Here is a 22,509-nt window from a genome sequence, read left to right as displayed (position 1 = left end):
TGATTTGAAGACGCGTTACAGGAATCGAGCTGAAATGGCCGCTGACACCACGACCCTTACGACTGACTGTCTCTTTGCCCGCACCCGGGTTCAGGTGTGCGACGCTCTGCGATCGGTCGTCCCCGGCCTGCCGGAAGAGGTGGTGCAGCGCGTCGATCTGACCCCCACGCGGGACCCGTCCCATGGTGATATGGCCACGAACGCTGCGATGCTGGCCGCCAAGCCCGCGCGTCGCAAGCCTGCCGATATTGCGGCCGAACTGGTTGCGAAGTTCTCCGAACTGCCGGAGATCGCGAAGGCTGAAGCCGCAGGGCCGGGGTTCGTGAACCTGACGCTCAGGCCCGAAGTCCTGCAAGGCGTGGCTGTTTCCGTGCTGAAGGCTGGCGAGCGCTATGGCCGCTCCACAATGGGGCAGGGGACGCGCGTGAACGTGGAATACGTTTCCGCCAACCCGACCGGCCCGATGCATGTCGGTCATTGCCGTGGCGCGGTGGTCGGTGACGCACTGGCCAACCTGCTCGAAGCGGCAGGCAGTCCCGTGACGCGCGAATACTACATCAACGACGCCGGAACGCAGGTCGTCGCCCTGACCTGGGCCACATACTGGCGCTATCTTCAGGCCATTGGCACCGACATTTCCGCGGATGATTTCAGTCCGCTAACGCCGAACGGCCTGCAATATCAGGGCGACTACCTGGTCCCGGTCGCCGAAAGCATTGCGGAAAAGCATGGTCGTGCGCTTGCCAACGCCGAAGGTGGTCCGGCAGATCCGTCCGTCTGGTTCGAAACCGTGCGTCGTGAAGCCCTCACGCAGATGATGGCCGCCATCCGCGAAGATCTGGAAGCGCTTGGCATTTCGCATGAAGTCTTCGCCAGCGAAGCCGAAACACTGGCCAGTGGTCGTGTGGATGCCGCGATTGCCAAGCTCGACAGCAAGGGCCTGCTCTATGAAGGCGTGCTTGAGCCGCCCAAGGGCAAGATGCCCGAAGACTGGGAAGCCCGCCCGCAGACGCTCTTCCGCTCCACTGAATTCGGCGACGATCAGGACCGCGCGCTTCGCAAGTCCGACGGCACCAACACCTATTTCGCCAACGACATTGGCTACCACGCCCAGAAGGCCGAGAATGCCGACGTCCTGATCGACGTCCTCGGTGCCGATCACGGCGGGTACGTCTCGCGCATGCGGGCTGCCATTTCCGCCCTGACGGATGGCAAGACCGGCTTTGAAGTCGTGATGTGCCAGATCGTGCGCGTCGTGAAGAACGGCGAGCCGGTGAAGATGTCCAAGCGCGCCGGCACGTTCGTGACCCTGCGCGACCTTCTGGATGAAGTAGGCCGGGACGCCGTGCGCTTCACGATGCTGACCCGCAAAGCCGATGCGCAGATGGAATTCGATCTGGATGCCGTCGTGGCCCAGACGCGGGATAATCCGGTGTTCTACGTTCAGTACGCCCATGCCCGCTGCCGCTCGGTCCTGCGCTCGGCTGAGACGATGTTCGGGGCGGACGCCGTGACGCCGGAAGCCCTGTGCGGCGCTGATCTGTCCAATCTGTCTTCGGACGTCGAACTGGCCGTCCTGCGTCGTCTGGCTGCTTTCCCGCGTAGCGTCGAAGCTGCTGCGACAGCGCGCGAGCCGCACCGGATCGCGACCTATTGCATTGATCTGGCCTCTGACTTCCATGCCCTGTGGAACCGGGGCCGCGAAGACACCACCTTGCGCTTCCTGCATGAGAACGACCGCGCAACCAGCCTCGCCAAGCTGGCGCTGGTTTCGGCCATTGCGGGAACGCTGCGCTGTGCCCTCACCATTCTAGGCGTTGTGCCGGTAGAGGAAATGCGATGAACCCGGAAAACGATCAGGATCGCAACCGCCCCGATCCCGGCGATTACGGCCGCCCTCCGAAGCAGCCCGCTTCAGGCCCGCGCCCGCAGCAGCGTTTCGACCGCGAACGTCTGAGCAACGACTATGACGACGAGCCCCCGCCGCGTCGCCGTCCGGCTGCGGCCGGGAATACGGCCCGGGCAGGGCGTCTGACGTCCCTACTCGGCAGTGATCCCGCCACGCGCAAGCTCGTCGGCGGTGCGGTTGGTATTGGCGTCGTGCTGCTTCTGGCCGTTGGTGGCTGGTCCCTGACCGGTGGCCATCACGGTGGCATTCCCATCATCGGTCCGCCGCCGGGCCCCGTGAAGGACCGTCCGGCCGATCCGGGCGGGATGCAGATCATGAGCGGTGATGATGGCGAAACCGACATGACCGGCAACGGCGAAGCGCATCTGGCACCTGGCCCAGAGCAGCCTGATACGAAGGCGCTGGCCCGTCAGTACGGCGTTCCCCCCGGAACTCCGGCGGCGGAGACGCCTGCAACAGACGCCCCGAAAGCGGATGCCCCGGCACAGGGTGGCGCAACTCCGGACAAGGCTCCGGCCTCCCAGGCACCTGCGATCCCGCCCGAGGCGGCTGCGCCGACCGATACGGGTCAGATGTCTCCGGGGACCGCGCTGCCTGCCACAGTTCCGGAAAAGCCGCAGGATCAGGCTGCCGCTCCGGCCGAGCCCCCTAAGGCAGCGCCTGCCAAGGAAGCTCCGAAGAAGGAAGATGCACCCGTCCATCATGCGGCGCGGCCGGTTGAGAAGCCGCTGCCCGCACCCGGGCCGAATCCTGATACTGTAGGGGCGCCGAAAGCGGCTGCTCCGGCAGTGCAGAAGGCGGAAAGGTCTGGCAGTGGTTCGCATGAAGTCCAGCTCGGCGCGTTCGACAGCGAAGCTGCAGCCCGCAAGGAATGGGACAGCCTGCGCCATCAGGCACCGGCTCTGTTCGCCGGACATACGCCGCTGTTCGAAAAGACCACGCGCGGGGACCACACTTTTGTCCGTCTGCGGATTGGTGGCTTTGAGGATCTGAAGGCCGCACGCGCCTATTGTGTGAAGCTGCACGCACAGTCCGTCGCCTGTACGCCAGCCCAGTTCTGAGAGCTGGCGTTTGAGCGAGACACTCCATCTGACGCTTGACGGGTTCGAGGGGCCGCTTGACCTGCTCCTCGATCTGGCCCGCAAGCAGAAGGTGGATCTGGCGAAAATCTCCATCCTGCAACTGGTGGACCAGTATCTGGCCGTCGTGGATAAGGCCCGTGCGGAAGCGCGGAGCCTGCGGCTGGAACTGGCAGCGGACTGGCTCGTCATGGCGGCCTGGCTCGCCTGGCTGAAATCCAAACTGCTGCTTCCCGCCGAAAACGAAGATCCGGACGCCGAAGATGCCATCGAGCTTCTTCAGGAACGCCTGATCGAACTCGAACGGATGCGTGCCGCCGCCCAGTGGCTGACAGAACAGCCCCGGCTTGGTCTGGACGTGTTCCGGCGCGGGCAGGGCGAGGACCATACTGAAATCGACCGCTCCGGCCTGCGCGTGGACATGCCGGCGCTCATCACCGCCTATCTGTCCGCACGTCGCAGAACGGGGCGCCGGACGGTCTATGCGCCTCGTGCCCGCCGCTACTGGAGCGTGCAGGACGCGCTGTCCCGTCTCAAGCGCCTCCTTGGAACGGATAGTGTGGTCGGCTGGCAGACCCTCACCTCTCTCCTGCCGGACCCGAACGAACTGGACGGCGAAGAAGGGCCTTACGGGCGCAATGCGGCGCTGGCCGGGACGCTCCTCGCGGGGCTGGAAATGGCGAAGGGCGGGGTGCTTGAACTGCGTCAGCCCGAGGCTTTCGGGGACATCGAATGGCGGCCCGCATCATGACCGACTCCGCTTCCCTCGATCACGCCTGCCGCCTGGTGGAAGCGCTGGTTTTCGCCAGTCCCGAACCTGTCCGACCCGCTGCGATTGCAGAGCTTTTCAAGGCCCAGTCCGTGAATGTGACGGTTGAGGAGGCTCTTGAAGCCGTTCGTACGCTTTATGCCGGTCATGCCATCGATTTGGTGATGGTCGCGGGCGGCTGGCAGTTCCGCACCCGGCCTGAGTTCGCCTCGGCTCTGACGAAAATCGTCGAAAAGCCGCGTCGTCTGAGCCGTGGCGCCATGGAGACGCTGGCGATCGTGGCCTATCACCAGCCCTGCACCCGGGCGGAAATCGAAGCCATCCGGGGTGTCTCGCTTGGACAGGCCATTCTTGATGCCCTGCTCGAAGACAGCCTGATTGCGCCGAAGGGTCGCAAGGAAGTTCCCGGACGTCCCGTTTTGTGGGGCACCACGGCGCATTTTCTGGAGAGTTTCGCCCTGCCCGATCTTGGTGCGCTGCCCCGTCGTGAAGACTTCCTGCTGGACCGCGCATCGACCGAAGCGCCTCCTGAACCTAGCGAGGATACAAACGAATCTTCTGCCGTAGGCGGAACGGAGCAGACAGGCTAGGAATGTCGCATGTTTGACTTCAGTTTCTCGGAAATCGCGCTGTTCGTGATGGTGGCGATGGTCTTCATCCGCCCGAAGGACCTGCCGGTTGCCATCCGCACCCTGTCCAACGGACTGAAGGCGATGCGGCGCATGGCTTCGGAGTTCCAGTCCCATGTGGACGAGATGGTCCGTGAGGCCGATTTGTCCGAGGCCCGTGACCAGTTCCGGGATCTGAAGAGCTTCAACCTGCGAGATCGCGTCACCAAGGCCATCGACGGCGACAACTCCATCCGGCGCAGTCTGGATCTGGATGCCTCCACGAAGGCGTCCGCCGCTTCGCTGCCCAGGGTTCCGGCCGCACCGCCGCTTCCGCCACCGCCTGCATCGTCCCTGACCGATCTGGAAACGGTGCCCTACAACGCACGTCCGCAGTTTGAACCCGCCGTGGACATGCCGGTGGAAGAAGAGGCGGGGGTCAACGATGATGTTGCGGGCGCGCCGTCCATTCTGCCGCCCAGCACGGCACGGCGGCTCCAGCACGAGCGCTCCCGCTGGCGTGCGCCCGATATCCTACCGCCCGTCCGGGCCATCCATGCTGGCCGGCGCATCCCCATCGCGAGCGGAAAGGACGGCGAATGACCGACACCGACAGCATCAACGACACGCCGATGCCGCTCCTCGAACATCTCGTGGAGCTGCGCAAACGGCTGATCTGGTCGATCGTGACCTTCGTGATCGCCTTCGCCATCTGCTACCATTTCTCGGGCGAGATCTACCGCTTTCTGGCGGCGCCGCTCGGCAACATCATGCGCAAGAACGGCGAACAGCCGCATCTGATCTACACCGCGCTGTATGAGGCTTTCTTCACCTATATCCGCGTGGCTGTTTTCGGCGCGACCTGCCTGTCCTTTCCCATGATCGCCATCCAGGCCTGGATCTTCATCGCGCCCGGCCTGTATCGCAGCGAGAAACGCGCGTTCGCCCCGTTTCTGATCGCCACTCCGATCATGTTCCTGATCGGTGCGGCACTGGCCTATTATGTGGTCTTTCCGTACGCGTGGCAGTTCTTCCTGTCATTCCAGACGCCGCAGGACGCCAATGGCGGCATGCAGATCGAGCTTCAGGCCAAGGTCTCGGAATATCTGACGCTGGTCACGAAAATGATCCTGGCGTTCGGGGTCTGTTTCGAGCTGCCCGTCGTCCTGACGCTGCTGGTACGCGTCGGCCTGCTGAGCGTGGCGCAGCTCAAGCGTTTCCGCCGCTATGCTGTTGTGGCGTCCTTTGCCGTAGCGGCTGTGATTGCGCCGCCCGATGCGATTACGATGCTGAGCCTCGCCATTCCCCTCGTCGCGCTGTACGAGGTATCCATTCTCACGGCCCGGTTCGTTGAACCCAAGGCCATGATTGCCGATGAAGACTGATGACACCTGCCGGAGCCCTGAACCATGCATGACCTGAAAGCCCTGCGCGCCGACCCGGCCGCTTTTGACGCTGCTCTCGCACGTCGGGGCCTGTCACCTGTGGGGCAGCAGCTTGTCAGTGATGATGAAGAGCGCCGCGCCGCACTGGCTGCACTGCAGGACGTACAGGCTGCCCGCAAGGCGCTGGCCAAGGAAATTGGCCTTCTCAAGCGCCAGAAGCTCGACACGGCCGAGATCGAAGCGAAGGCCGTAGCCCTGCGTGACCAGATCGCCGGGCTCGAAGAGCGCGCCAACACGATCCAGACCCGGATCGACGATGTGCTCAAAGCACTGCCGAACCATCTCGATGCGTCCGTGCCCGACGGAAAGAGCGAGGACGACAACGTCGTTGTTCATGTCCGTGGCGAGAAGCGCGAATTTACCTTCGAGCCGAAACAGCATTTCGAACTCGGCGAAGCGCTTGGCCAGATGGATTTCCCGACTGCTGCCAAGCTGTCTGGTACGCGCTTTGTCGTTCTGCGCGGGGCGCTCGCCCGTCTGGAACGTGCGCTCGGCCAGTTCATGCTCGACACCCATACGACCGAGTTCGGCTACAGCGAAACCAGCGTGCCGCTTCTGGTCAATGACGACGCGATGTACGGCACGGACAAGCTGCCCAAGTTTGCCGAGGACTCGTTCCGGACCGAAGACGGCCGCTGGCTGATCCCGACTGCCGAAGTCCCCCTCACAGCCTCCGTCATGGGCGATATCCTGCCTGCCGATGCGCTGCCGATCCGCATGACCGCGCTCTCGCAGTGCTTCCGGTCGGAAGCCGGTTCGGCCGGGCGTGACGTGCGCGGAATGCTGCGCCAGCACCAGTTCACCAAATGCGAACTGGTCTCCGTCGTAAAGCCCGAAGACAGCGAGGCCGAGCACGAGCGTATGACGCAGGCCGCCGAGACAATTCTGACGCGTCTGGGGATTACCTTCCGCCGGATGCTGCTCTGTGCGGGCGATACGGGCTTTGGCGCGGCCAAGACATATGATCTGGAAGCCTGGATTCCGGGCCAGAAGGCCTGGCGCGAGATCTCTTCGTGCTCCAACACGCGAGATTTTCAGGCGCGCCGCATGAATGCGCGCTATCGTGCAGAAAATGGACCGGCTTTCGTCAACACGCTCAACGGGTCCGGTCTTGCTGTCGGCCGGACGATGATTGCCGTGATGGAAACCTATCAGAACGAAGACGGCAGCATCGATATCCCCGAGGTTCTGCGTCCGTATATGGGCGGGCTGAACCGCATCGGCTGAGGACTTTCAGGCATGATCACGATCCGTCGTTTCGCATTGGCTCTTCTGGCCGCAGGGTCTGTCCTGTCATCCTGTCCCGCACAGGCGGACAGCATGCGCACTCTGCATGGTCAGGCGCTTTACCGTGAGCGCATGGCCCTGCCGCCGGGGGCGGTCCTGAGCGTCTGGATCGAGGATACGGGTGCGACACACGGCGCTCCGCTTGTCATGGCCGAACAGCGCGAAGATATCCATCATGCTGTGCCCATCCCCTATACGCTCACCTATCCGGTTCTGCCTTCCGGAGGGCATTATGTACTGAATGCGGAAATTACGGTTGAAGGGCGTCGGCTTTTTGCGACCCCGGATGGCGGCATGCCCCTCGATCATCCCCAGCTTCTGCTCCGGCGTGTTGCAGGTACAGCAGTAAAGGCGCCCTACGGGGCCTGGCGGATCCAGAGCGTCGGCAGTCTTCATTTCGACAGCACGTCCGAGGCACCCGGCCTGACCCTGCAACAGGACGGTACGGTCTATGGTACGGATGGCTGCAACCGCCTGATGGGCCATTTCAGGCTTGCTGCGCAGACGATCCGTTTTATGCCATTTGCCATGACCCGGAAGGCCTGCCTTCCGACACTGATGGTTCAGGAACAGCAGATCGGGGCTTTCCTCCCGACCGTGACCTCGTGGTCACGTGATGACGCAAGTCACCTTGTGCTGCATGGAAGTGCTGCTCTCGGAACAATGATACTTGTCCCGCAGGACGCCCAGTAATCATCCGAGTAACCGTTAGAAGTTGGATTTCCAAAAAACTTTTTGGGCTACACGCTTTTTTTAAAGGGGCAGGGGGGTATGATTGCCCTTCCCCTGAAAAGCGAAACAAGACTAATCTGATCCAGCTAACGCCATCCTTGAAATGGTTCGAACAGAAAAAATTTTCCCGTTGTGGTGGGAAAATTCTGACCGGCGGCGAGTTTTTGTCGCATGGCGTGAAGCGCCGCTGTTATCGTGCCGGAGACTTAGTGATGAGAACAACAATTCAGCTCGGACTCGGGCAGAAATGGGCCTCTTCGGCGGCTGCAGGACGCCCTGATGGTGAAGTAAGGGAAATTATAACGCTTGCGGCCGGTCGGGTCGGTTTCAGAGTCGAGGGCCAGTCGGCCGCTCCAGTCCAGGTTTCCGAAATGACATACAGGGCATGGATCAGAGAAACGGAGGCCGTATTGACCAGAAATGCGGTTCCAGCGGCGCAGCTCTCCCCCGGGCTTGAACTCGGGCGCCGCATCCGGCTTCTGCGTGAAATGGCTGGACTGAGCCAGCAGCAACTTGCCGAAAAAGTCGGAATTTCACGCTCGGCCGTGGCCTTCTGGGAGACCGGCCGTTCTGGTCATGTTGGCAAGCATTTGGGAAGTCTTGCAGAAGTTCTGGGTGTGGAACCGGAAGTCCTGCTGACGGGCATGGCCTACAAAGCCATTCAGGCGACGCTGACACCCGACGAAAACACGATGCTCACCCTGTATCGCCAGCTTGATCCGCTGATCAAGCTGCAGGCCCAGAAATGGATCGAGCGGCGGGTTCGCAATACATCGGGTGAAGTGCAGGACGTAAAACCAATCGGTCAGTCCAGAACGGCCTGATCTCCCGGCCTGACAGATGTCAGGCCGGTCCTGATTTTATGACGGTCTCTTGCGTGCACCGCCCGGTCGTTTGTTGCCTTTTGCAGGGAAGGTGCGGCCCCCCGGCTTTTTCGGGCCGGAAAAGCCTGCCCTGCCACCCGGTCTGTCCGTATTGGGGCCGCGTCCAGGGCGGCCACCGACGCGCTGCTGCTTCTGGCTTTCGCGCATCCGGCTCTGCGTCCGCAGAACCTGTTCGATCCAGTCATTAAGAATGGACGTGTTGGTTTCCGCGTCCTGACGCGCCGGATAGGCGTCCGGAAACCGCAGCGCGAGCCAGCGCCACGCGACCAGTCGCTTGTGCCGCTTTTCGGCCCGTTCCAGTTCTTCGCGTCCTGCCTGCTCAGGATGCGGCAGGCGTCCTGTGCCCGGTGGTGGCACCGGGCGTCCGGCAGCATGGTCCGCAGCCCACTGGACAAGGCGCTGAATGCCATTGTCGCGCTCGTCAATCGGGCACATGGCGTAAGTCCAGCGGGTGGAAAGGTCGAGGTGCTCGACGCCTTCCAGAGCGGCTGCGATCTCCAGCGCCTGTTCCATGTCGGCCAGACGGTAATTCGGATCATCGGCCCGCAGAACGGCGTGTTTGATACGCGTCAGAACGCCATAGAGACTGTCGCTGGCAATTTCTTCTGCCACGGCCCGGACAATATCCGAATCCGGCTGAACCAGCGGGCGGAGTTCCGTGACAACTTCAGGAGACGCGCTCAGCATCCGCTTGACGAAAGTCGGGCTTCCAGCGCCGGCCAGCACGCAGACGAGCCCGCTTTCATGCTTGCCATAGCGTCCCGCGCGGCCGCCGATCTGTTTGATTTCCTGCGAGACCAGATCGCGTGTCTGCCGTCCGTCGAACTTGCGCAGCGCACTGAACACGACGCGCCGGATCGACAGGTTCAGCCCCATGCCGATCGCGTCCGTCGCGATCAGGATATCGGCTTCCCCGTTATTGAACCGGGCCGCTTCAGCACGGCGGACTTCCGGGCTCAACGCGCCGTACACCACGGCCACGCGACGCCCGCGCGCCATGAGCTCGGCGCGCAGATCCAGCACTTCGCGGCGTGAGAAGGCGATGACGGCATCGCTGGGCTTGAGCTCATCGAGGTGCAGTGTCTCGCCAGCTTTGAGCGGGCTTTTGCGTTCGAGATGGATCTCGTCCACCGGATCGTCACAAAGCTCGGCAATACGCTTGACCAGCGGAATACAGTCCGCCGCGCCGAGGACGAAAACATGCCGTGCGGGGACACCCATGATGGCGGCCGTCCAGGCGGCACCACGGTCCGGATCGGCGAGCATCTGCGCTTCGTCGATGATCGCCACGTCCACCGGGTTGTGGAACGGACACATCTCAACCGTCGCCGCCAGATGACGCGCGCCCGGCATTTCAATTCGCTCTTCACCCGTGGAAAGCGATGCCGGAACGCCGCGTGAAAGCAGGGACTCGCGGAACTCATGAGCCAGCAGGCGCAGAGGAGCGAGCGCCAGACCGCTTTCGGCATTCGCCAGCGCATTGAGCGCGGTATAGGATTTTCCGGAGTTGGTCGGACCCGTCACCAGCGTGATGCGGCGTTTCAGCGCCCGGGCCGTGCGGAAATGCCCGGCAAAACGGTCCAAGGCGGCAACGCGGGCAATGGCGGCATTACCGGCCTTGTTGCCCAGATCCAGAACTTCCGGCCGGTCTTTGGTTCCGCTGCGCCATTGCGGCAGGAACGTCCGAAGGCGTTTGAGTTCCGTTGGGTCGAAGAAGAACAGTTCGATCCCGTCCGGACGCGTTTCGCGGCGGGCAACGGGAATTCGGTTTTCGGCAATCCAGCGCAGGGCTTCGCGGCGCGAGCAGTGCAGGACATTCGGAAGCTCGTCGAAGCTGACCAGTCCCTCTTCCCACTGCTTCAGGCGTTCGAGTTCGCGCGTTCTGCGTTCTTCCGCACGGGCCTGAATATCGGCCTGTTCCCGGGCGCGGCGTTCTTCCGCAATCCGCAGATCGTCTTCGAATCCTAGATCCACGCTGCCAAATGCGGCTGCGATGCTTTGGGACAGTTTTTCAAGCTGACCGCTCGACAGGATCACCCCGGTATCGGCCAGATCGGCCCGGACATCTTCCAGCACGGCGCGCGGGGAATCGCCCATTTCCTGCCAGCGCGCCATCAGGACATCGTCGAGTGTCCGGCGCAGGGCAGGCATGTCGGCACGCGGGTCATGCGTGCGAGCGGCCGCGTCCTGCGTATCGGCTTTGCCAATCCAGACCTCGCCAGCCCTGCGGCAGACATTCATGAGCTGGGACGCCCATGTCTTGCGGCGCACGACGCACAGGGCCTCGATCAGCCCGTCATGGGACAGGCTCGCCTCCGGGCCTTCAAGCCTGCGCGCAACCTGACGCAGCAGGGTAGGGCGTTCGCGCGACGTAATGTCGAGCGAGTTCCCGAATTCGGTCTCGGCCCGCTGAAGGGCGCGTTCGGCCGGGGAAAGAGTGTCGGAAAGAGTGGCGTCCGGCATGGAGTCGTCTGTCATAAGAGTCTTGTGCGTCATTCCGGCATGCGCTTCAACGCGCATGGGTTTCCCGAGCGGCAATGATTGGGCTAAAAGACCCGACCCTTATCAGGTCCGTGACCTGTTATCCGTTCCGCCCCGGAGACAGAACCAGACATGTCCACCTCGACTTTTGCCGCCCCGACTCCAACAATCGACGAGCCCCTGACCGGCCTGGTGCCGTTTGAAGGCCACCCGAAGCAGTACCGTCTTGCCGAGCCGAGCAAGGAATACGCCCATCTGTATCCGGCGAAGGTACTGACGGTCCATCACTGGACGGACCGCCTGTTCAGCTTCACCACGACGCGTGACCCGGGCCTGCGTTTCGAGAATGGCCAGTTCGCGATGATCGGCATCGAGGTCGAAGGCAAGCCGCTCCTGCGCGCCTATTCGATCGCGTCCGCCAATTACGAAGACCACATGGAGTTCCTCTCCATCGCTGTTCCCGATGGCCCGCTGACCTCGCGTCTGCGCCATGTGAAGGTCGGCGATACGGTCCTGATCGGCCGCAAGCCGGTTGGTACGCTGCTGCTCGACAACCTCAAGCCGGGCCGCAACCTGTATTTCCTGTCCACGGGTACGGGGCTGGCGCCGTTCATGAGCCTCATCAAGGATCCCGAGGCTTACGAGCGTTATGAGAACGTGATCCTCAGCCACACCGTCCGCATTTCGGGCGAGCTGGCCTATGAGAATCACATCCGTCACGAACTGCCGGAGCACGAGTTCTTGGGCGAGTTCGCGAAGGACAAACTGCGCTATTACCCGGCCGTGACCCGTGAAGACTATGCCGTGACCGATCGCATCACCAAGCTGATCGAGACGGGCAAGATCTTCGAGGATCTGGGTATCGACAAGCTGGATCCCGAGCATGACCGCGTCATGATCTGCGGTTCGCCGGAAATGCTGGCCGACACCGAAGCCCTGCTGGAGCGTATGGGTTTTGAGGAAGGCAATATGAGCCATCAGGGTTCGTATGTCGTTGAGAAGGCCTTCGCCGAGCGCTGAGGTCTCAAAAGGGTACGAAAGGCCGGAATGATGCAGGATTTTGATCTGTTCGTTATTGGTGCCGGTTCGGGTGGGGTGCGCTGTGCGCGCATCGCCGCCCAGAACGGAGCGCGCGTCGCGATTGCGGAGCGCCGTCACTGGGGCGGAACCTGCGTCAATCTGGGTTGCGTACCCAAGAAGCTGATGGTCTATGCGGCCGATTATGGCCGCGAGATCGCCGATGCCCCGTCCTATGGATGGGATGTCGCGCCGGTTGCGCATGACTGGTCCACACTGATCAGCGCCAAGGACCGCGAGATCGAGCGCCTCAACCGCATCTATGTCTCGATGCTGGAAAAGGCCGGGGTCACGCTGTTTACGGGCGATGCCAGTTTCGTGGACGCCCATACGGTTGAGATCGGCCCGTCCGAACTGGCGCCGGATGCGTCCGTCCAGCGCGTCCGGGCAAAGAACATCGTCATCGCCACGGGCTCCACGCCCACGCGCCTGAACATTCCCGGCTCTGAACATGCGATCGTCTCGGACGATGCCTTCCATCTGACGGACCGCCCCGACCGCGTCGCCGTCATTGGCAGCGGATATATCGGCGTTGAGTTTGCGGGTATTTTCGCGGGGCTGGGTTCGAAGGTTGATCTGGTCTTCCGTCAGCAACACCCCCTGCGCGGCTTTGACAACGAGCTGCGCGCCCATCTGTCCGAACTGCTGCCGCTGAACGGCATCAAGGCGCATCCCGGTCGTTCCCCGGAGCGGATTGAAAAGGTTGCGGATGGCTATCGTCTGCATCTTGAAGGCGGGGACATCATCGAGACGGACTGCGTGTTCATGGCGACGGGCCGTCATCCCAATCTGGCGCCACTGAAGCTCGATAATGCGGGCGTGGTGACCTGGGACGGCCGTATTCCGGCCAAGCCCGATGATGCGACGACGAACGTGCCCGGCATCTATGCCATCGGTGACGTGACGGACACCTATAACCTCACGCCCACCGCCATTGCCGAAGGCCATATTCTGGCCGAGCGCCTTTTTGGCGAGCCGGGCCGCGAATGGTCCTTCGCCACGACGCCCAAAGCCGTATTCTTCTCCCAACCGCTCGCCACGGTCGGGCTGAGCGAAGAAGAAGCCGTACAGAGCCATGATCTGGACATCTATACGTCCAGCTTTACCCCGATGCGCCAGACGCTGTCGGGCCGCAAGGGCAAGACCCTGATGAAGCTCGTCGTGGACGCGCAGAGCAAAATCGTGCTTGGCGCTCACATGATCGGTCCCGATGCGCCGGAAATTATTCAGGGTCTCGCCATCGCGATCACGGCAAAGCTGACGAAGCGGGATTTCGACCGCACGATCGGCCTGCACCCCACCAGTGCGGAGGAGTTCGTGACCATGCGGAGCCTCACACGTCACGTTCCCCGAAAAGCAGGCTGAAAACACCATGACGGCGCGTAACGGTCTCACGGAGGCTCCGCAGTCGGGCCGTCACACAGTTTCTGAAGGGCAGCACCGGGCATGAATTTTGGCTGGCTGTTCGCCCCGTCCATTACGTCCGTCATGTTTGCCCTCCGCACCACGATCGCAGCGCTTCTGGCGCTGGCGATTGCGCTGTGGATGGAACTTGGTGAGCCGCAATGGGCCGCCATGACCGTCTGGATCGTCGCGCAGAATTCGCGCGGCGAGAGCATTTCCAAGGGGCGGTGGCGTCTCGTTGGAACCGTGATTGGGATGGTGATGGCCATCGTGCTCATGGCGGCGTTTCCGCAATATCCGTGGCTGTTCCTGCCCGCTCTGGCCATCTGGGTCGGGCTGTGCGCGGGATTGGCCACTCTGACGCACAACTTCCGCGGCTATGCCCTCGTGCTGGCCGGCTATACCTGCACCATCATTGCGCTGGGCGCGGTGAAAGAGCCGGATCATGTCTTCAACATTGCCATGGCCCGCGGCACCTATATTTTCCTCGGCGTGATCTGCGAGACGGCCATGGGCATGATCGCGCTCCCCAATGTTGCCGGGCGAGCACGCGAAGAGCTGCGCAAGCGTCTTCAGGGCATCCTGACCCGCGCCATTCCGGCACTGACGGCTGTGCTACGCCAGAAGACGGGTGCCACGGACGACCTGTCCGCTCTGCTGGGCTCGCTTCAGGCCTCAAGCGATCAGATCGAATTCAGCCGCATCGAAATCCGCAGTGAGGGCAACGAGGTCGAGCACGCCTATGTCACGCTTGGGCTGGTCGCGCGCGTGCTTTCGCGCGGACTGGGGCTGCGGACGCGCATGACATCTGTTTCGCACCAGCCAGAAGCCCTGCGGCCTTTTCTGGAAGACATGGCGAACGCTTTGGACGGGTTGCCAGAGCGACTGGTCACCGACCGTCGCGGAATTGGCGCGCTGGTTCAGGCTGAGGCCCTTCTGGCGGAATGTCGCGGTCGCATGCAGACCGTTTTGCCACGTGACGATGAGGATTCGCTAAACGAAGGAATTATTCTGACGGGTGTGGAAGTCATGCTGTCGGATCTGTGTGAAACCCTGCGATCCTATCGTGCGAGCGTGGATGGAGCGCCGGTGTCCGAGCGGCATCGCCTGACCCGCAATCCTGACTGGCGCGCCTCGATGCGTAACGGTGTTCGAACCACTGTTGCGCTGCTGTTTGGCGCCTATGTCTGGGAAGTGACAGCCTGGCCGCAGGGCAGCGTGTTCCTGACCTTCATCGCCGTGGTCTGCGCCCGGTTTGCAACCTTCGAGAACACGGTCCTGCTAAGCGCAGCCTTCTTCTATGGTGCCGTCGGGGCCGCCGTTGCGAGCGTCATTCCGGTCTTCATCGTTATGCCGGTGACGGCCAATTACCCGTTCTTCTGCCTTGTGGCCGGGTTCTTCATGATGTTGGGAGGGCTGGCCTCCCGCAATCCGTCCACCGCCGTCATGGCAGCGTCTTACGGCACGTTCTTTCCGTTCCTTCTGGGCATGGACAATCAGGGGCGTATTGACGAGATCGGGTGGTTCAACACCACCATCGCCCTGCTACTGGGGCTGGGTGCGGGTGTGGTGATCTTCCGCGCCGTCCTGCCATTCACTCCTGCCAGGGCAGGCGAGGTGCTGCGCTATCAGCTCAAGCGCAGCCTGCGACGCCTCGCGCTGCCGGGCGTGGTGATGGACGAGTATGTCTGGATTAATGAAGGCACGCAGAGCATGGAGCGGGCCGTCCGTTTTGCGGGTTCGCTGTCCAGCGACCGGGCAGAGGCCATGCTGCGCGGAACGCTTTCGGTCCTGACGGTCGGGCGGAACGTTCTGATGCTGCGCAAGCTCGCGCAGCATGGCAGCCTGCCGGATACGGCAGTGACCGCAGTGGACGGGCTGGTTCGCAACCTGCTGCGTCGCAAACTGCCCCTGACTCACACAACCGCCACGATCGATCCGACACTCGACGAGCTTTATGCTCTTGAGCGTCAGTCACAGGACCCGTCGATCCGGCACGATCTGGTGCTGGCCATTGGCTCCCTGCTGATCGTGCGCACCGAAATGCCGGTCAGCAGGGCGTTTCTCAAAGGCGCGTTTTAACGCGCCTCAGGGCGTGGCGAGGAAGCGCAGCAGATCTTCGTTCACCCGCTCGGCGTGCGTCATGAAAAGCCCGTGCGGCGCGCCGTCATAGGAAATCCAGGTCGAGCCCGGAATGGCAGCTGCGGCTTTCTCGCCCGCGATGCCCGCCGGGACGGCTGAGTCGGCCGTACCATGGATCACGAGGGTCGGGACGGTGAAGGCCTGAAGATCCGGGCGGAAATCGGTGGTCCCCCAAGCATCCACGCAGTCGAGCGTCGCCATCGGGCTTGCCATGGTCGCCAGCAGGAATGTCCAGTCCAGTACGCCCTGACTGACAGGGTGATGGATCATGCTGACGCCGTAGAAGTCGGGAATGAAGTCCTTCAGGAAGCCAAACCGGTCCTGACGAATTTTCTGCTTGATGCCATCAAAGACGGAAATGTCCACGCCCTTGGGATTGTCGGATGTTTTGAGCAGAAACGGCACAACGGACGACAGCAGCACCGTTTTTGAAATGCGTGAGCGGCCATGGCGGCTCAGATAGCGCGCGACTTCACCACCACCCATGGAGAACCCGACGAGCGTTGCATCCCACAGGTCAAGCTGTTCGAGAATGACGGCCAGGTCATCGGCCAGCGTATCGTAATCGTAGCAGTTGATCGGATGGCCGGACTGTCCAAACCCGCGACGGTCATAGGTGATGACGCGGTAACCCGCCTCGACCAGTGCCAGCGTCTGCTTTTCCCACATGTCCCCGGTGAGGGGCCATCCGTGGATCAGGACGACAGGCTTGCCAGCCCCCATGTCCTTGACGTGAAGGCTCGTTCCATCAGTAGCGGTGATATACGGCATGGTTCTGATCCTCGCAGGAGTTCATACGAGAACCAGAACTGGTTGCCGGGGTTTTGGTTGCGTGAGTTACCAGCCGTTTCCACGCGGGGCGACATAACCATTGCCCGTTGCGTCACCAAGCTGGCCGGACTGCGTGTTGTTGCTGCCCTGATAGGACGACCCGAACTTGGACAGGTTCGCACCCGTGACGGAATCGCGCTCTACACCGGCTTCGTGATCCGGGTCCGGGCCATGCTCAAAGTCGTTGGACGGGGTGTCGGAATATCCCGGTGGCGGCTTGAGATGACCGCGCGCACGGAAATGCTCGCCGCCATTCGTGGTCTGTGGCGCCTGTGCTGTGCCGTCGGTCGGCTGTGAGGGAAGTGTCGTGCCGGCGGCGTAAGGCTGACCAAAACCTGCGGTCTGGGCCTGTGCCGCCCCTCCCAGCAGGGCGGTCGCCAGCAGGGCATGGCAGAAGAAACGGGAAGAGGACAACATGTGATCCGGTCCTTGGCCGATCATGACAACAAGACTGCCTTCCGGAGATCAGGAGACGTCAGGAACTGACGTCACCGGCAAGGCGGCATATGATTCTATAATCGGCCTGCTTCCCGCAGGGTTCAAGAGTTCTTTTCCCCTTCACCCCTCCTGCAGGCCCCCTATATGTAAGAGATGCCGATCTTCAGCAGTCTTTTCCCCTCCGGGGTATCGGAAGATGGATGATCTTTTCGCCCGGTTGCGTCCCCGGACCGTTCTGGCGGAGGGCGCCGTGTGGCTGCCCGGTTTCGCGCTCCCTGAAGCGGAGACGCTCCATAAGGCCATTACACAGGTGAGTGCTGTGACGCCTTTCCGCCATTTTCGTACCCGTATGGGGCAGATGTCCGCCGCCATGACATCCTGTGGAGCCTGTGGCTGGACGGCGGATCCGTCGGGATACCGCTATTCCCGGACCGATCCCCAGACCGGCCAGCCCTGGCCCGACATGCCAGACGCACTTCGTCATCTGGCGCGCCGTGCAGCGGCGGAAGCGGGATACGAGGCGTTCGATCCCGCCTCCTGCCTCATCAACCGCTATGCTCCGGGGGCGGGAATGGGACTGCATCAGGACCGGGACGAGGAGTATCCACAAGCGCCTGTGGTGTCGGTTTCCCTTGGCGTGCCTGCGCGTTTTTCGTTTGGCGGCTTAAGCCGGTCCGACCCGAAACGCATCATCGAACTGATGGATGGGGATGTCGTGGTCTGGGGTGGCGCATCCCGGTTTGCGTGGCATGGGGTCTCGCCCATACGTGAAACATTCCATCCGCAGACAGGAGCCATGCGATACAATCTGACGTTTCGCGCTATCAACGCGGCGCTTTTTCGGCCATAACCAGCGCCCCGCAAGTCCCGCATTCACATCCTTCCGGAGGGCATTTGATGCACCCCTCGAGCCAGACCCCGACGTCCACCACCACGATGTCCTGGTCTCCTGCAAGCTGGCGTTCCCGTCCCATCGTCCAGGCTCCGTCCTATGCGGATGAAGGGGCGCTTGCTGCTGTCGAAGCTCGTCTGCATCGATACCCCCCGCTGGTTTTTGCGGGGGAAGCCCGCCGCCTCAAGACGCGTCTGGCGGCTGCATCGCGCGGAGAAGCCTTCGTCCTTCAGGGTGGCGCCTGCGCGGAAAGCTTTGACGAATTCACCGCCGACATCGTGCGTGACACGTTCCGTGTCCTGCTTCAGATGGCCGTCGTCCTGACCTTTGCCGCCAAGGTTCCGGTCGTGAAGATCGGGCGTATGGCGGGCCAGTACGCCAAGCCGCGTTCGTCCAATACCGAGACGATCGATGGTGTGACGCTGCCCTGCTATCGCGGTGACATCATCAACGGACCTGAATTCACGTCCGAGGCACGTATCCCTGATCCGCGCCGCATGGAGACCGGATATTTCCAGTCTGCCGGCGTGATGAACCTGCTCCGTGCTTTCGCGCATGGGGGTTATGCGAACCTGCATCAGGTCCACAGCTGGAACCTCGGCTTTGTAGAGCGCTCGCCGCTCGCCGCGCGCTATCAGGATCTGGCCCATCGCATCGATGAGACGCTGTCGTTCCTGCGTGCCTGCGGTTTCGACGGCTCGGCCTCGCAGATCGATGAGACGGAGTTCTACACGTCCCACGAAGCCCTGCTGCTGCCTTACGAACAGGCCCTGACCCGCGTGGACAGCACGAGCGGCGATTACTACGACTGCTCGGCGCATTTCCTGTGGATCGGTGACCGCACGCGTCAGCCGGACGGTGCGCATGTCGAGTTCCTGCGCGGTGTGCAGAACCCGATCGGCATCAAGGTCGGCCCGACCACCACGGTTGCGGATCTCGAACAGCTGCTCGAAATCCTGAACCCGAATGACGAGGCCGGCCGCATTACGCTGATCTCGCGCATGGGCAAGGACAAGGTGCGTGAGCATCTGCCGCCGCTGCTCGACGCCGTGAACCGTACGGGCCGTACGGTGACCTGGCTGTGCGATCCGATGCACGGCAACACCACGACCACGTCCAGCAAGATCAAGACCCGCTCCTTCGACAATATCCTCGGTGAAGTTCTCGGGTTCTTCGATGTTTTCGAGGCGGTTGGCCGTCGTCCGGGCGGAATCCATCTTGAAATGACGGGTCAGGACGTCACGGAATGCATCGGCGGCGCACAGTGCCTCACCGAAGAAGATCTGGCGGGTCGCTATGAAACATTCTGTGATCCGCGCCTTAATGCGGAACAGTCCCTTGAAATGGCCTTCCTTCTTGCTCAGGAATTGACGGGACGAGCAGGAAAGAAATAATGACCGCCTCCGATCCCCAGAATACTCCGCAGGTCGCGCTCCAGCGCGCGCTTGGAACACTCGGCCCGCTGGACGAGAAAACCATCGAAGCGCGGACGGACGCCTATTTCGGGCGAACGCGGCACATCGTGGAGCATTTCGGGGATTCCCGCGTCACCTATGCGGTGTTCATCCGCCGCCCGGTGATCGCGGCCTGTGGTCTTGTCACGCAGTGGCTGAAGAACGTGGCGAAGGCTCAGGGTTTCGAGCTGGAATGCCGGGAAATGTACACCGAAGGGGAATGGGTCGGCGCGGGTGAACCGCTCCTGTACCTGAGCGGAAGCTTCACCCGTCTTGCGCCGCTGGAAACGCTGGTGCTCCAGCGGATTGGCTCGACCTGCGTGGCCGCCCATAACGCCTACCAGATGGCCATGGCGCTGCCGTCCATTCCGTTCCTTGCCATGGATGCCCGACACTGCGCGGGCTTCGAGATGCAGGAACAGATGGCCTATGCGGCAGGCGTCGGCTCTCGCGCGGCCCGCAAGGAAGGGGCCCGCGGCTTCATCGGGAATGCCAATGACGCCACGGCCGGTTTCTTTGGTCTCGAGGCCGGGCTGGGCACGATGCCCCATGCCCTGATCGGCTATGCAGGCTCCACGCTGCGCGCGGCGGAGATGTATGACGAGGTCTATCCGAATGATCCGCTAACGGTTCTGGTGGATTACTTCGGACAGGAAATCACGGATGCGCTAGCCGTCTGCCGCCGCTTCCCGGAGCGTGCTGCGAAGGGCCATCTGAGTGTCCGTCTCGACACACATGGCGGTCGCTTCCTTGAAGGACTGGACCCCCAGACCTCATATGGAGTGCTTGAGCGTCACACGCCGGGCACCATCCGCCGCTACCGTTCCGATCAGGAACTGCGCGATCTGGTGGGGACGGGCGTATCGGCGGCGGCAATCTGGCGCATGAGGGAGGCCCTGGACCATGCAGGGTTCCATCATGTCAGGATCGTTGCGTCTTCCGGCTTCAACGTCGCCAAATGCTCGACGATGCGGGACGCTCATGCCCCGATTGACGTGATCGGCAGCGGGTCCTTTATTCCCGACCGCTGGTCCGAAACCTATGCAACGGCTGATATCGTGGCCTATGACGGGCAGCCCCGCGTCAAGCTTGGACGCGAGTTCCTGCTCCAGAAGGTCCGGGACAGCCACGAGACATCCAAGGACATTTCATGACCGACGATACGATTGACCCTGTCGAAGGCGCACCCGAAACCGTCACCGAGCCGGGAACGTGGAACGTACGCATCATCGACCTGTCCGGCGCGTCGGAAGACGAGGACGATACGGTCGAGGTGGTCAAGGACTTCATCGACCTGATGCATGCCAACGCCTATGCCCGTGCTTACGTCCGTGACAGCATCGAGCGCTGCCGGACGCCGGGTGCGAGCAGCAAGGAAGTGATCGAGAACTGGTTCGCCTTCGGTGAAAACGCCGAAGTCGTGGATGCTGGCGAAGATGGCTGGAAGTCGTCCACGGAACTTGAAGACTTCGCAGCCAGCCGCGCGACGCCGATGGAACGTGACTGGCGCGCCATTGACCCGCGTCGCCTTGTCGATGACGAGGAAATCGCCGGTCCGCCGGATGAAGATGACGACGAAGACGACGAAAACCGTCACGAAGTGATCCGTCACTGAATAGCTGTTGTGAGGAAGGGGCATGCTCTCCTTCCTTTGCACGGCGTTCCTGAAAACCCGCTCTGGCAACGCGGCGCATCATGCGGCATTAAGGCGTCATGAAACTGCGCTTCGCTCCGTCCCCGACCGGTTACCTGCATGTTGGCAATGCGCGCCTTGCCGTCGCCAACTTCCTTTTCGCACGCCATAACGGCGCAAAATTCCTGCTGCGGATCGACGATACCGATACCAGCCGTGGCAAGCCTGAATATGAAGAAGCCATCGGCAAGGATCTGTCATGGCTGGGGCTGAAATGGGACGAGTATGTGCGCCAGTCCGAGCGTCTCGACCGTTATGCCGAAGTCATTGAAAAGCTGAAGGCAACAGGCCGTCTGTATCCGTGCTTTGAGACGGAATACGAGCTGAACGCCAAGCGCGAAGCCCGCATCCGCTGCGGCAAGGCACCGATCTATGACCGTGCGATGCTCAAGCTCACGGCCGACCAGCGCGCGCGCGCCGAAGCCAATGGCAAGACGCCGCACTGGCGTTTCCGCCTGAGCGATGGCAGCCGCAAGTGGAACGACCTCGTCATGGACGAGTGCTCGGTCAAGCTGACGGCCATTTCCGATCCGGTGCTGGTGCGTGGTGACGGCACGATCCTCTACACGCTGGCCTCCGTGATCGACGATCTGGACATGGGCATCACCCATATCGTCCGGGGCGAAGACCATGTGACCAATACTGGCGTACAGATCGACATTGCCGAGGCGCTGGGTGCCAAGCCCAACCGCTTCACTTTTGCGCATCTGCCGCTTTTGCTGGATTCCGATGGTGGCAAGCTGTCCAAGCGCTTTGACTCGCTGGCGCTGAAATCCCTGCGTCAGGATGGGCTGGAGCCGATGTCGATCGTCTCCTATCTTGCCCGCGTGGGCTCCTCGGATGATCCGCAGGTCATGACGATGGATGAGGCCATTGCGGCCTATGACATCTCGCATGTGTCCAAATCGGCAGCCCGTTTCGACATGACGCAGCTTCTCGCTTTGAACCGGCGCGCGCTGCACAACCTGCCGTTTGAAGAAGCAAAAATTCACTTGCCGCCCGAGGCCGACGAGACGTTCTGGCACGCCGTGCGTGGTAATGTGGATCTGTCCGCTGAGATCCCGCACTGGTGGGATGTTGTGCATGGCACGATCATTCCGCCGTCCCAGCCCGAAGACCGCGCCTTCCTTCAGCAGGCCCTCGACACCCTCCCGGCAGAGCCGTGGGGCGAGGAGACGTGGAAGGACTGGACCAATGCGCTCAAGGACGTCTCAGGTCGCAAGGGACGCACGCTGTTCATGCCGCTGCGTCTGGCCCTGACGGGCGAAGATGCCGGCCCGGAACTGCACGTTCTGCTGGGACTGATGGGGCGCGAACGCACTGTCGCACGTCTGCTCGACGCCATTCAGGCCTGAGCCTGTTGCCCGTCGCGCCTTTTTTAAAA

The 22,509-nt window shown here is 62.2% G+C and carries 20 protein-coding genes; 17 read left to right on the top strand and 3 right to left on the bottom strand.

Annotation, left to right across the window (positions count from 1 at the left end; translation table 11 throughout):
- Window positions 1-34 precede the first annotated feature (34 nt).
- The 9 genes from argS (at window position 35) to JK202_RS06575 (ending at window position 8,653) form a co-directional block, all read left to right on the top strand.
- Window positions 35-1,843, top strand: coding sequence for an arginine--tRNA ligase (gene argS / locus JK202_RS06615; protein WP_211559430.1), 1,809 nt, complete (start codon window positions 35-37; stop codon window positions 1,841-1,843).
- Entirely contained in the window at window positions 1,840-2,970 is a 1,131-nt protein-coding gene (locus tag JK202_RS06610; protein ID WP_211559428.1) for an SPOR domain-containing protein, read from the top strand. Before argS ends, JK202_RS06610 begins: the two co-directional genes overlap by 4 nt.
- Before the next feature lie 10 nt (window positions 2,971-2,980).
- Window positions 2,981-3,739: a ScpA family protein gene (locus tag JK202_RS06605; protein WP_211559427.1), complete on the top strand. Its 759-nt coding sequence runs from the start codon at window positions 2,981-2,983 to the stop codon at window positions 3,737-3,739.
- Entirely contained in the window at window positions 3,721-4,347 is a 627-nt protein-coding gene (scpB, locus tag JK202_RS06600) for an SMC-Scp complex subunit ScpB (RefSeq protein WP_211559425.1), read from the top strand. The genes JK202_RS06605 and scpB overlap by 19 nt, the downstream gene beginning before the upstream one ends.
- 9 nt (window positions 4,348-4,356) lie before the next feature.
- On the top strand, window positions 4,357-4,968 hold the full coding sequence (tatB, locus tag JK202_RS06595; RefSeq protein ID WP_211559423.1) for a Sec-independent protein translocase protein TatB: 612 nt from the start codon (window positions 4,357-4,359) through the stop codon (window positions 4,966-4,968).
- Window positions 4,965-5,750 (top strand): twin-arginine translocase subunit TatC, encoded by a 786-nt coding sequence (gene tatC / locus JK202_RS06590; RefSeq protein WP_211559420.1) that lies wholly within the window; start codon window positions 4,965-4,967, stop codon window positions 5,748-5,750. The genes tatB and tatC overlap by 4 nt, the downstream gene beginning before the upstream one ends.
- A gap of 24 nt (window positions 5,751-5,774) precedes the next feature.
- The gene (gene serS / locus JK202_RS06585) at window positions 5,775-7,037 is read left to right on the top strand and encodes a serine--tRNA ligase (RefSeq protein ID WP_211559418.1); all 1,263 of its coding nucleotides are present in this window, start codon (window positions 5,775-5,777) and stop codon (window positions 7,035-7,037) included.
- Between the two features lie 12 nt (window positions 7,038-7,049).
- A complete protein-coding gene (locus tag JK202_RS06580; RefSeq protein ID WP_211559416.1) occupies window positions 7,050-7,790 on the top strand; it encodes an META domain-containing protein in 741 nt (246 codons plus the stop codon).
- 449 nt (window positions 7,791-8,239) lie between these two features.
- Window positions 8,240-8,653 (top strand): helix-turn-helix domain-containing protein, encoded by a 414-nt coding sequence (locus tag JK202_RS06575; protein WP_249199747.1) that lies wholly within the window; start codon window positions 8,240-8,242, stop codon window positions 8,651-8,653.
- A 36-nt stretch (window positions 8,654-8,689) separates the two neighbouring features.
- Here the strand turns inward: JK202_RS06575 and JK202_RS06570 are convergent, their stop codons facing one another.
- Entirely contained in the window at window positions 8,690-11,191 is a 2,502-nt protein-coding gene (locus tag JK202_RS06570) for a helicase-related protein (protein WP_211559689.1), read from the bottom strand.
- A gap of 135 nt (window positions 11,192-11,326) precedes the next feature.
- On the opposite strand from JK202_RS06570, the gene JK202_RS06565 reads away from it, so the two are divergent.
- The 3 genes from JK202_RS06565 (at window position 11,327) to JK202_RS06555 (ending at window position 15,757) form a co-directional block, all read left to right on the top strand.
- Complete coding sequence (locus JK202_RS06565; RefSeq protein WP_211559412.1) at window positions 11,327-12,214, top strand: ferredoxin--NADP reductase; 888 nt, start codon at window positions 11,327-11,329, stop codon at window positions 12,212-12,214.
- A 27-nt stretch (window positions 12,215-12,241) separates the two neighbouring features.
- Window positions 12,242-13,636, top strand: a complete 1,395-nt coding sequence (gorA, locus tag JK202_RS06560; protein WP_211559411.1) for a glutathione-disulfide reductase — start codon at window positions 12,242-12,244, stop codon at window positions 13,634-13,636.
- A gap of 81 nt (window positions 13,637-13,717) precedes the next feature.
- A complete protein-coding gene (locus JK202_RS06555) occupies window positions 13,718-15,757 on the top strand; it encodes an FUSC family protein (RefSeq protein WP_211559409.1) in 2,040 nt (679 codons plus the stop codon).
- Window positions 15,758-15,763: 6 nt separating this feature from the next.
- Here the strand turns inward: JK202_RS06555 and JK202_RS06550 are convergent, their stop codons facing one another.
- Together JK202_RS06550 and JK202_RS06545 are read right to left on the bottom strand one after the other, a co-directional pair.
- Entirely contained in the window at window positions 15,764-16,588 is an 825-nt protein-coding gene (locus JK202_RS06550) for an alpha/beta fold hydrolase (RefSeq protein ID WP_211559407.1), read from the bottom strand.
- A 66-nt stretch (window positions 16,589-16,654) separates the two neighbouring features.
- Window positions 16,655-17,065, bottom strand: a complete 411-nt coding sequence (locus tag JK202_RS06545) for a hypothetical protein (protein WP_211559404.1) — start codon at window positions 17,063-17,065, stop codon at window positions 16,655-16,657.
- A gap of 217 nt (window positions 17,066-17,282) precedes the next feature.
- Here JK202_RS06545 and alkB point away from each other — a divergent pair, with 217 nt between their 5' ends.
- The 5 genes from alkB (at window position 17,283) to gltX (ending at window position 22,480) form a co-directional block, all read left to right on the top strand.
- Entirely contained in the window at window positions 17,283-17,936 is a 654-nt protein-coding gene (gene alkB / locus JK202_RS06540; protein ID WP_211559402.1) for a DNA oxidative demethylase AlkB, read from the top strand.
- Between the two features lie 47 nt (window positions 17,937-17,983).
- Window positions 17,984-19,372, top strand: coding sequence for a class II 3-deoxy-7-phosphoheptulonate synthase (locus JK202_RS06535; protein ID WP_211559687.1), 1,389 nt, complete (start codon window positions 17,984-17,986; stop codon window positions 19,370-19,372).
- Window positions 19,372-20,586 carry a nicotinate phosphoribosyltransferase gene (locus JK202_RS06530; protein WP_211559400.1) on the top strand — a complete coding sequence of 405 codons (1,215 nt, stop codon included), beginning with the start codon at window positions 19,372-19,374 and terminating at the stop codon, window positions 20,584-20,586. The genes JK202_RS06535 and JK202_RS06530 overlap by 1 nt, the downstream gene beginning before the upstream one ends.
- Window positions 20,583-21,047 (top strand): hypothetical protein, encoded by a 465-nt coding sequence (locus tag JK202_RS06525; RefSeq protein ID WP_211559399.1) that lies wholly within the window; start codon window positions 20,583-20,585, stop codon window positions 21,045-21,047. Before JK202_RS06530 ends, JK202_RS06525 begins: the two co-directional genes overlap by 4 nt.
- 98 nt (window positions 21,048-21,145) lie before the next feature.
- A complete protein-coding gene (gene gltX, locus JK202_RS06520) occupies window positions 21,146-22,480 on the top strand; it encodes a glutamate--tRNA ligase (protein WP_211559396.1) in 1,335 nt (444 codons plus the stop codon).
- The last annotated feature ends 29 nt before the right edge of the window (window positions 22,481-22,509 follow it).

Origin of the sequence: Gluconobacter sp. Dm-62 (assembly GCF_018256155.1) — a bacterium.
In the GTDB taxonomy this organism is placed as follows: domain Bacteria; phylum Pseudomonadota; class Alphaproteobacteria; order Acetobacterales; family Acetobacteraceae; genus Gluconobacter.
Note: the sequence above shows the minus strand (reverse complement) of the source record. Positions and strands in the feature narration are given on the sequence as shown.

Coding starts and splice junctions, on each gene's coding strand:
- argS (WP_211559430.1), top strand. CDS start 35: ATGGCCGCTGACACCACGACCCTTACGACTGACTGTCTCTTTGCCCGC.
- JK202_RS06610 (WP_211559428.1), top strand. CDS start 1,840: ATGAACCCGGAAAACGATCAGGATCGCAACCGCCCCGATCCCGGCGAT.
- scpB (WP_211559425.1), top strand. CDS start 3,721: ATGGCGGCCCGCATCATGACCGACTCCGCTTCCCTCGATCACGCCTGC.
- tatB (WP_211559423.1), top strand. CDS start 4,357: ATGTTTGACTTCAGTTTCTCGGAAATCGCGCTGTTCGTGATGGTGGCG.
- tatC (WP_211559420.1), top strand. CDS start 4,965: ATGACCGACACCGACAGCATCAACGACACGCCGATGCCGCTCCTCGAA.
- serS (WP_211559418.1), top strand. CDS start 5,775: ATGCATGACCTGAAAGCCCTGCGCGCCGACCCGGCCGCTTTTGACGCT.
- JK202_RS06580 (WP_211559416.1), top strand. CDS start 7,050: ATGATCACGATCCGTCGTTTCGCATTGGCTCTTCTGGCCGCAGGGTCT.
- JK202_RS06570 (WP_211559689.1), bottom strand. CDS start 11,191: ATGACAGACGACTCCATGCCGGACGCCACTCTTTCCGACACTCTTTCC.
- JK202_RS06565 (WP_211559412.1), top strand. CDS start 11,327: ATGTCCACCTCGACTTTTGCCGCCCCGACTCCAACAATCGACGAGCCC.
- gorA (WP_211559411.1), top strand. CDS start 12,242: ATGATGCAGGATTTTGATCTGTTCGTTATTGGTGCCGGTTCGGGTGGG.
- JK202_RS06555 (WP_211559409.1), top strand. CDS start 13,718: ATGAATTTTGGCTGGCTGTTCGCCCCGTCCATTACGTCCGTCATGTTT.
- JK202_RS06550 (WP_211559407.1), bottom strand. CDS start 16,588: ATGCCGTATATCACCGCTACTGATGGAACGAGCCTTCACGTCAAGGAC.
- JK202_RS06545 (WP_211559404.1), bottom strand. CDS start 17,065: ATGTTGTCCTCTTCCCGTTTCTTCTGCCATGCCCTGCTGGCGACCGCC.
- alkB (WP_211559402.1), top strand. CDS start 17,283: ATGGATGATCTTTTCGCCCGGTTGCGTCCCCGGACCGTTCTGGCGGAG.
- JK202_RS06535 (WP_211559687.1), top strand. CDS start 17,984: ATGCACCCCTCGAGCCAGACCCCGACGTCCACCACCACGATGTCCTGG.
- JK202_RS06530 (WP_211559400.1), top strand. CDS start 19,372: ATGACCGCCTCCGATCCCCAGAATACTCCGCAGGTCGCGCTCCAGCGC.
- JK202_RS06525 (WP_211559399.1), top strand. CDS start 20,583: ATGACCGACGATACGATTGACCCTGTCGAAGGCGCACCCGAAACCGTC.
- gltX (WP_211559396.1), top strand. CDS start 21,146: ATGAAACTGCGCTTCGCTCCGTCCCCGACCGGTTACCTGCATGTTGGC.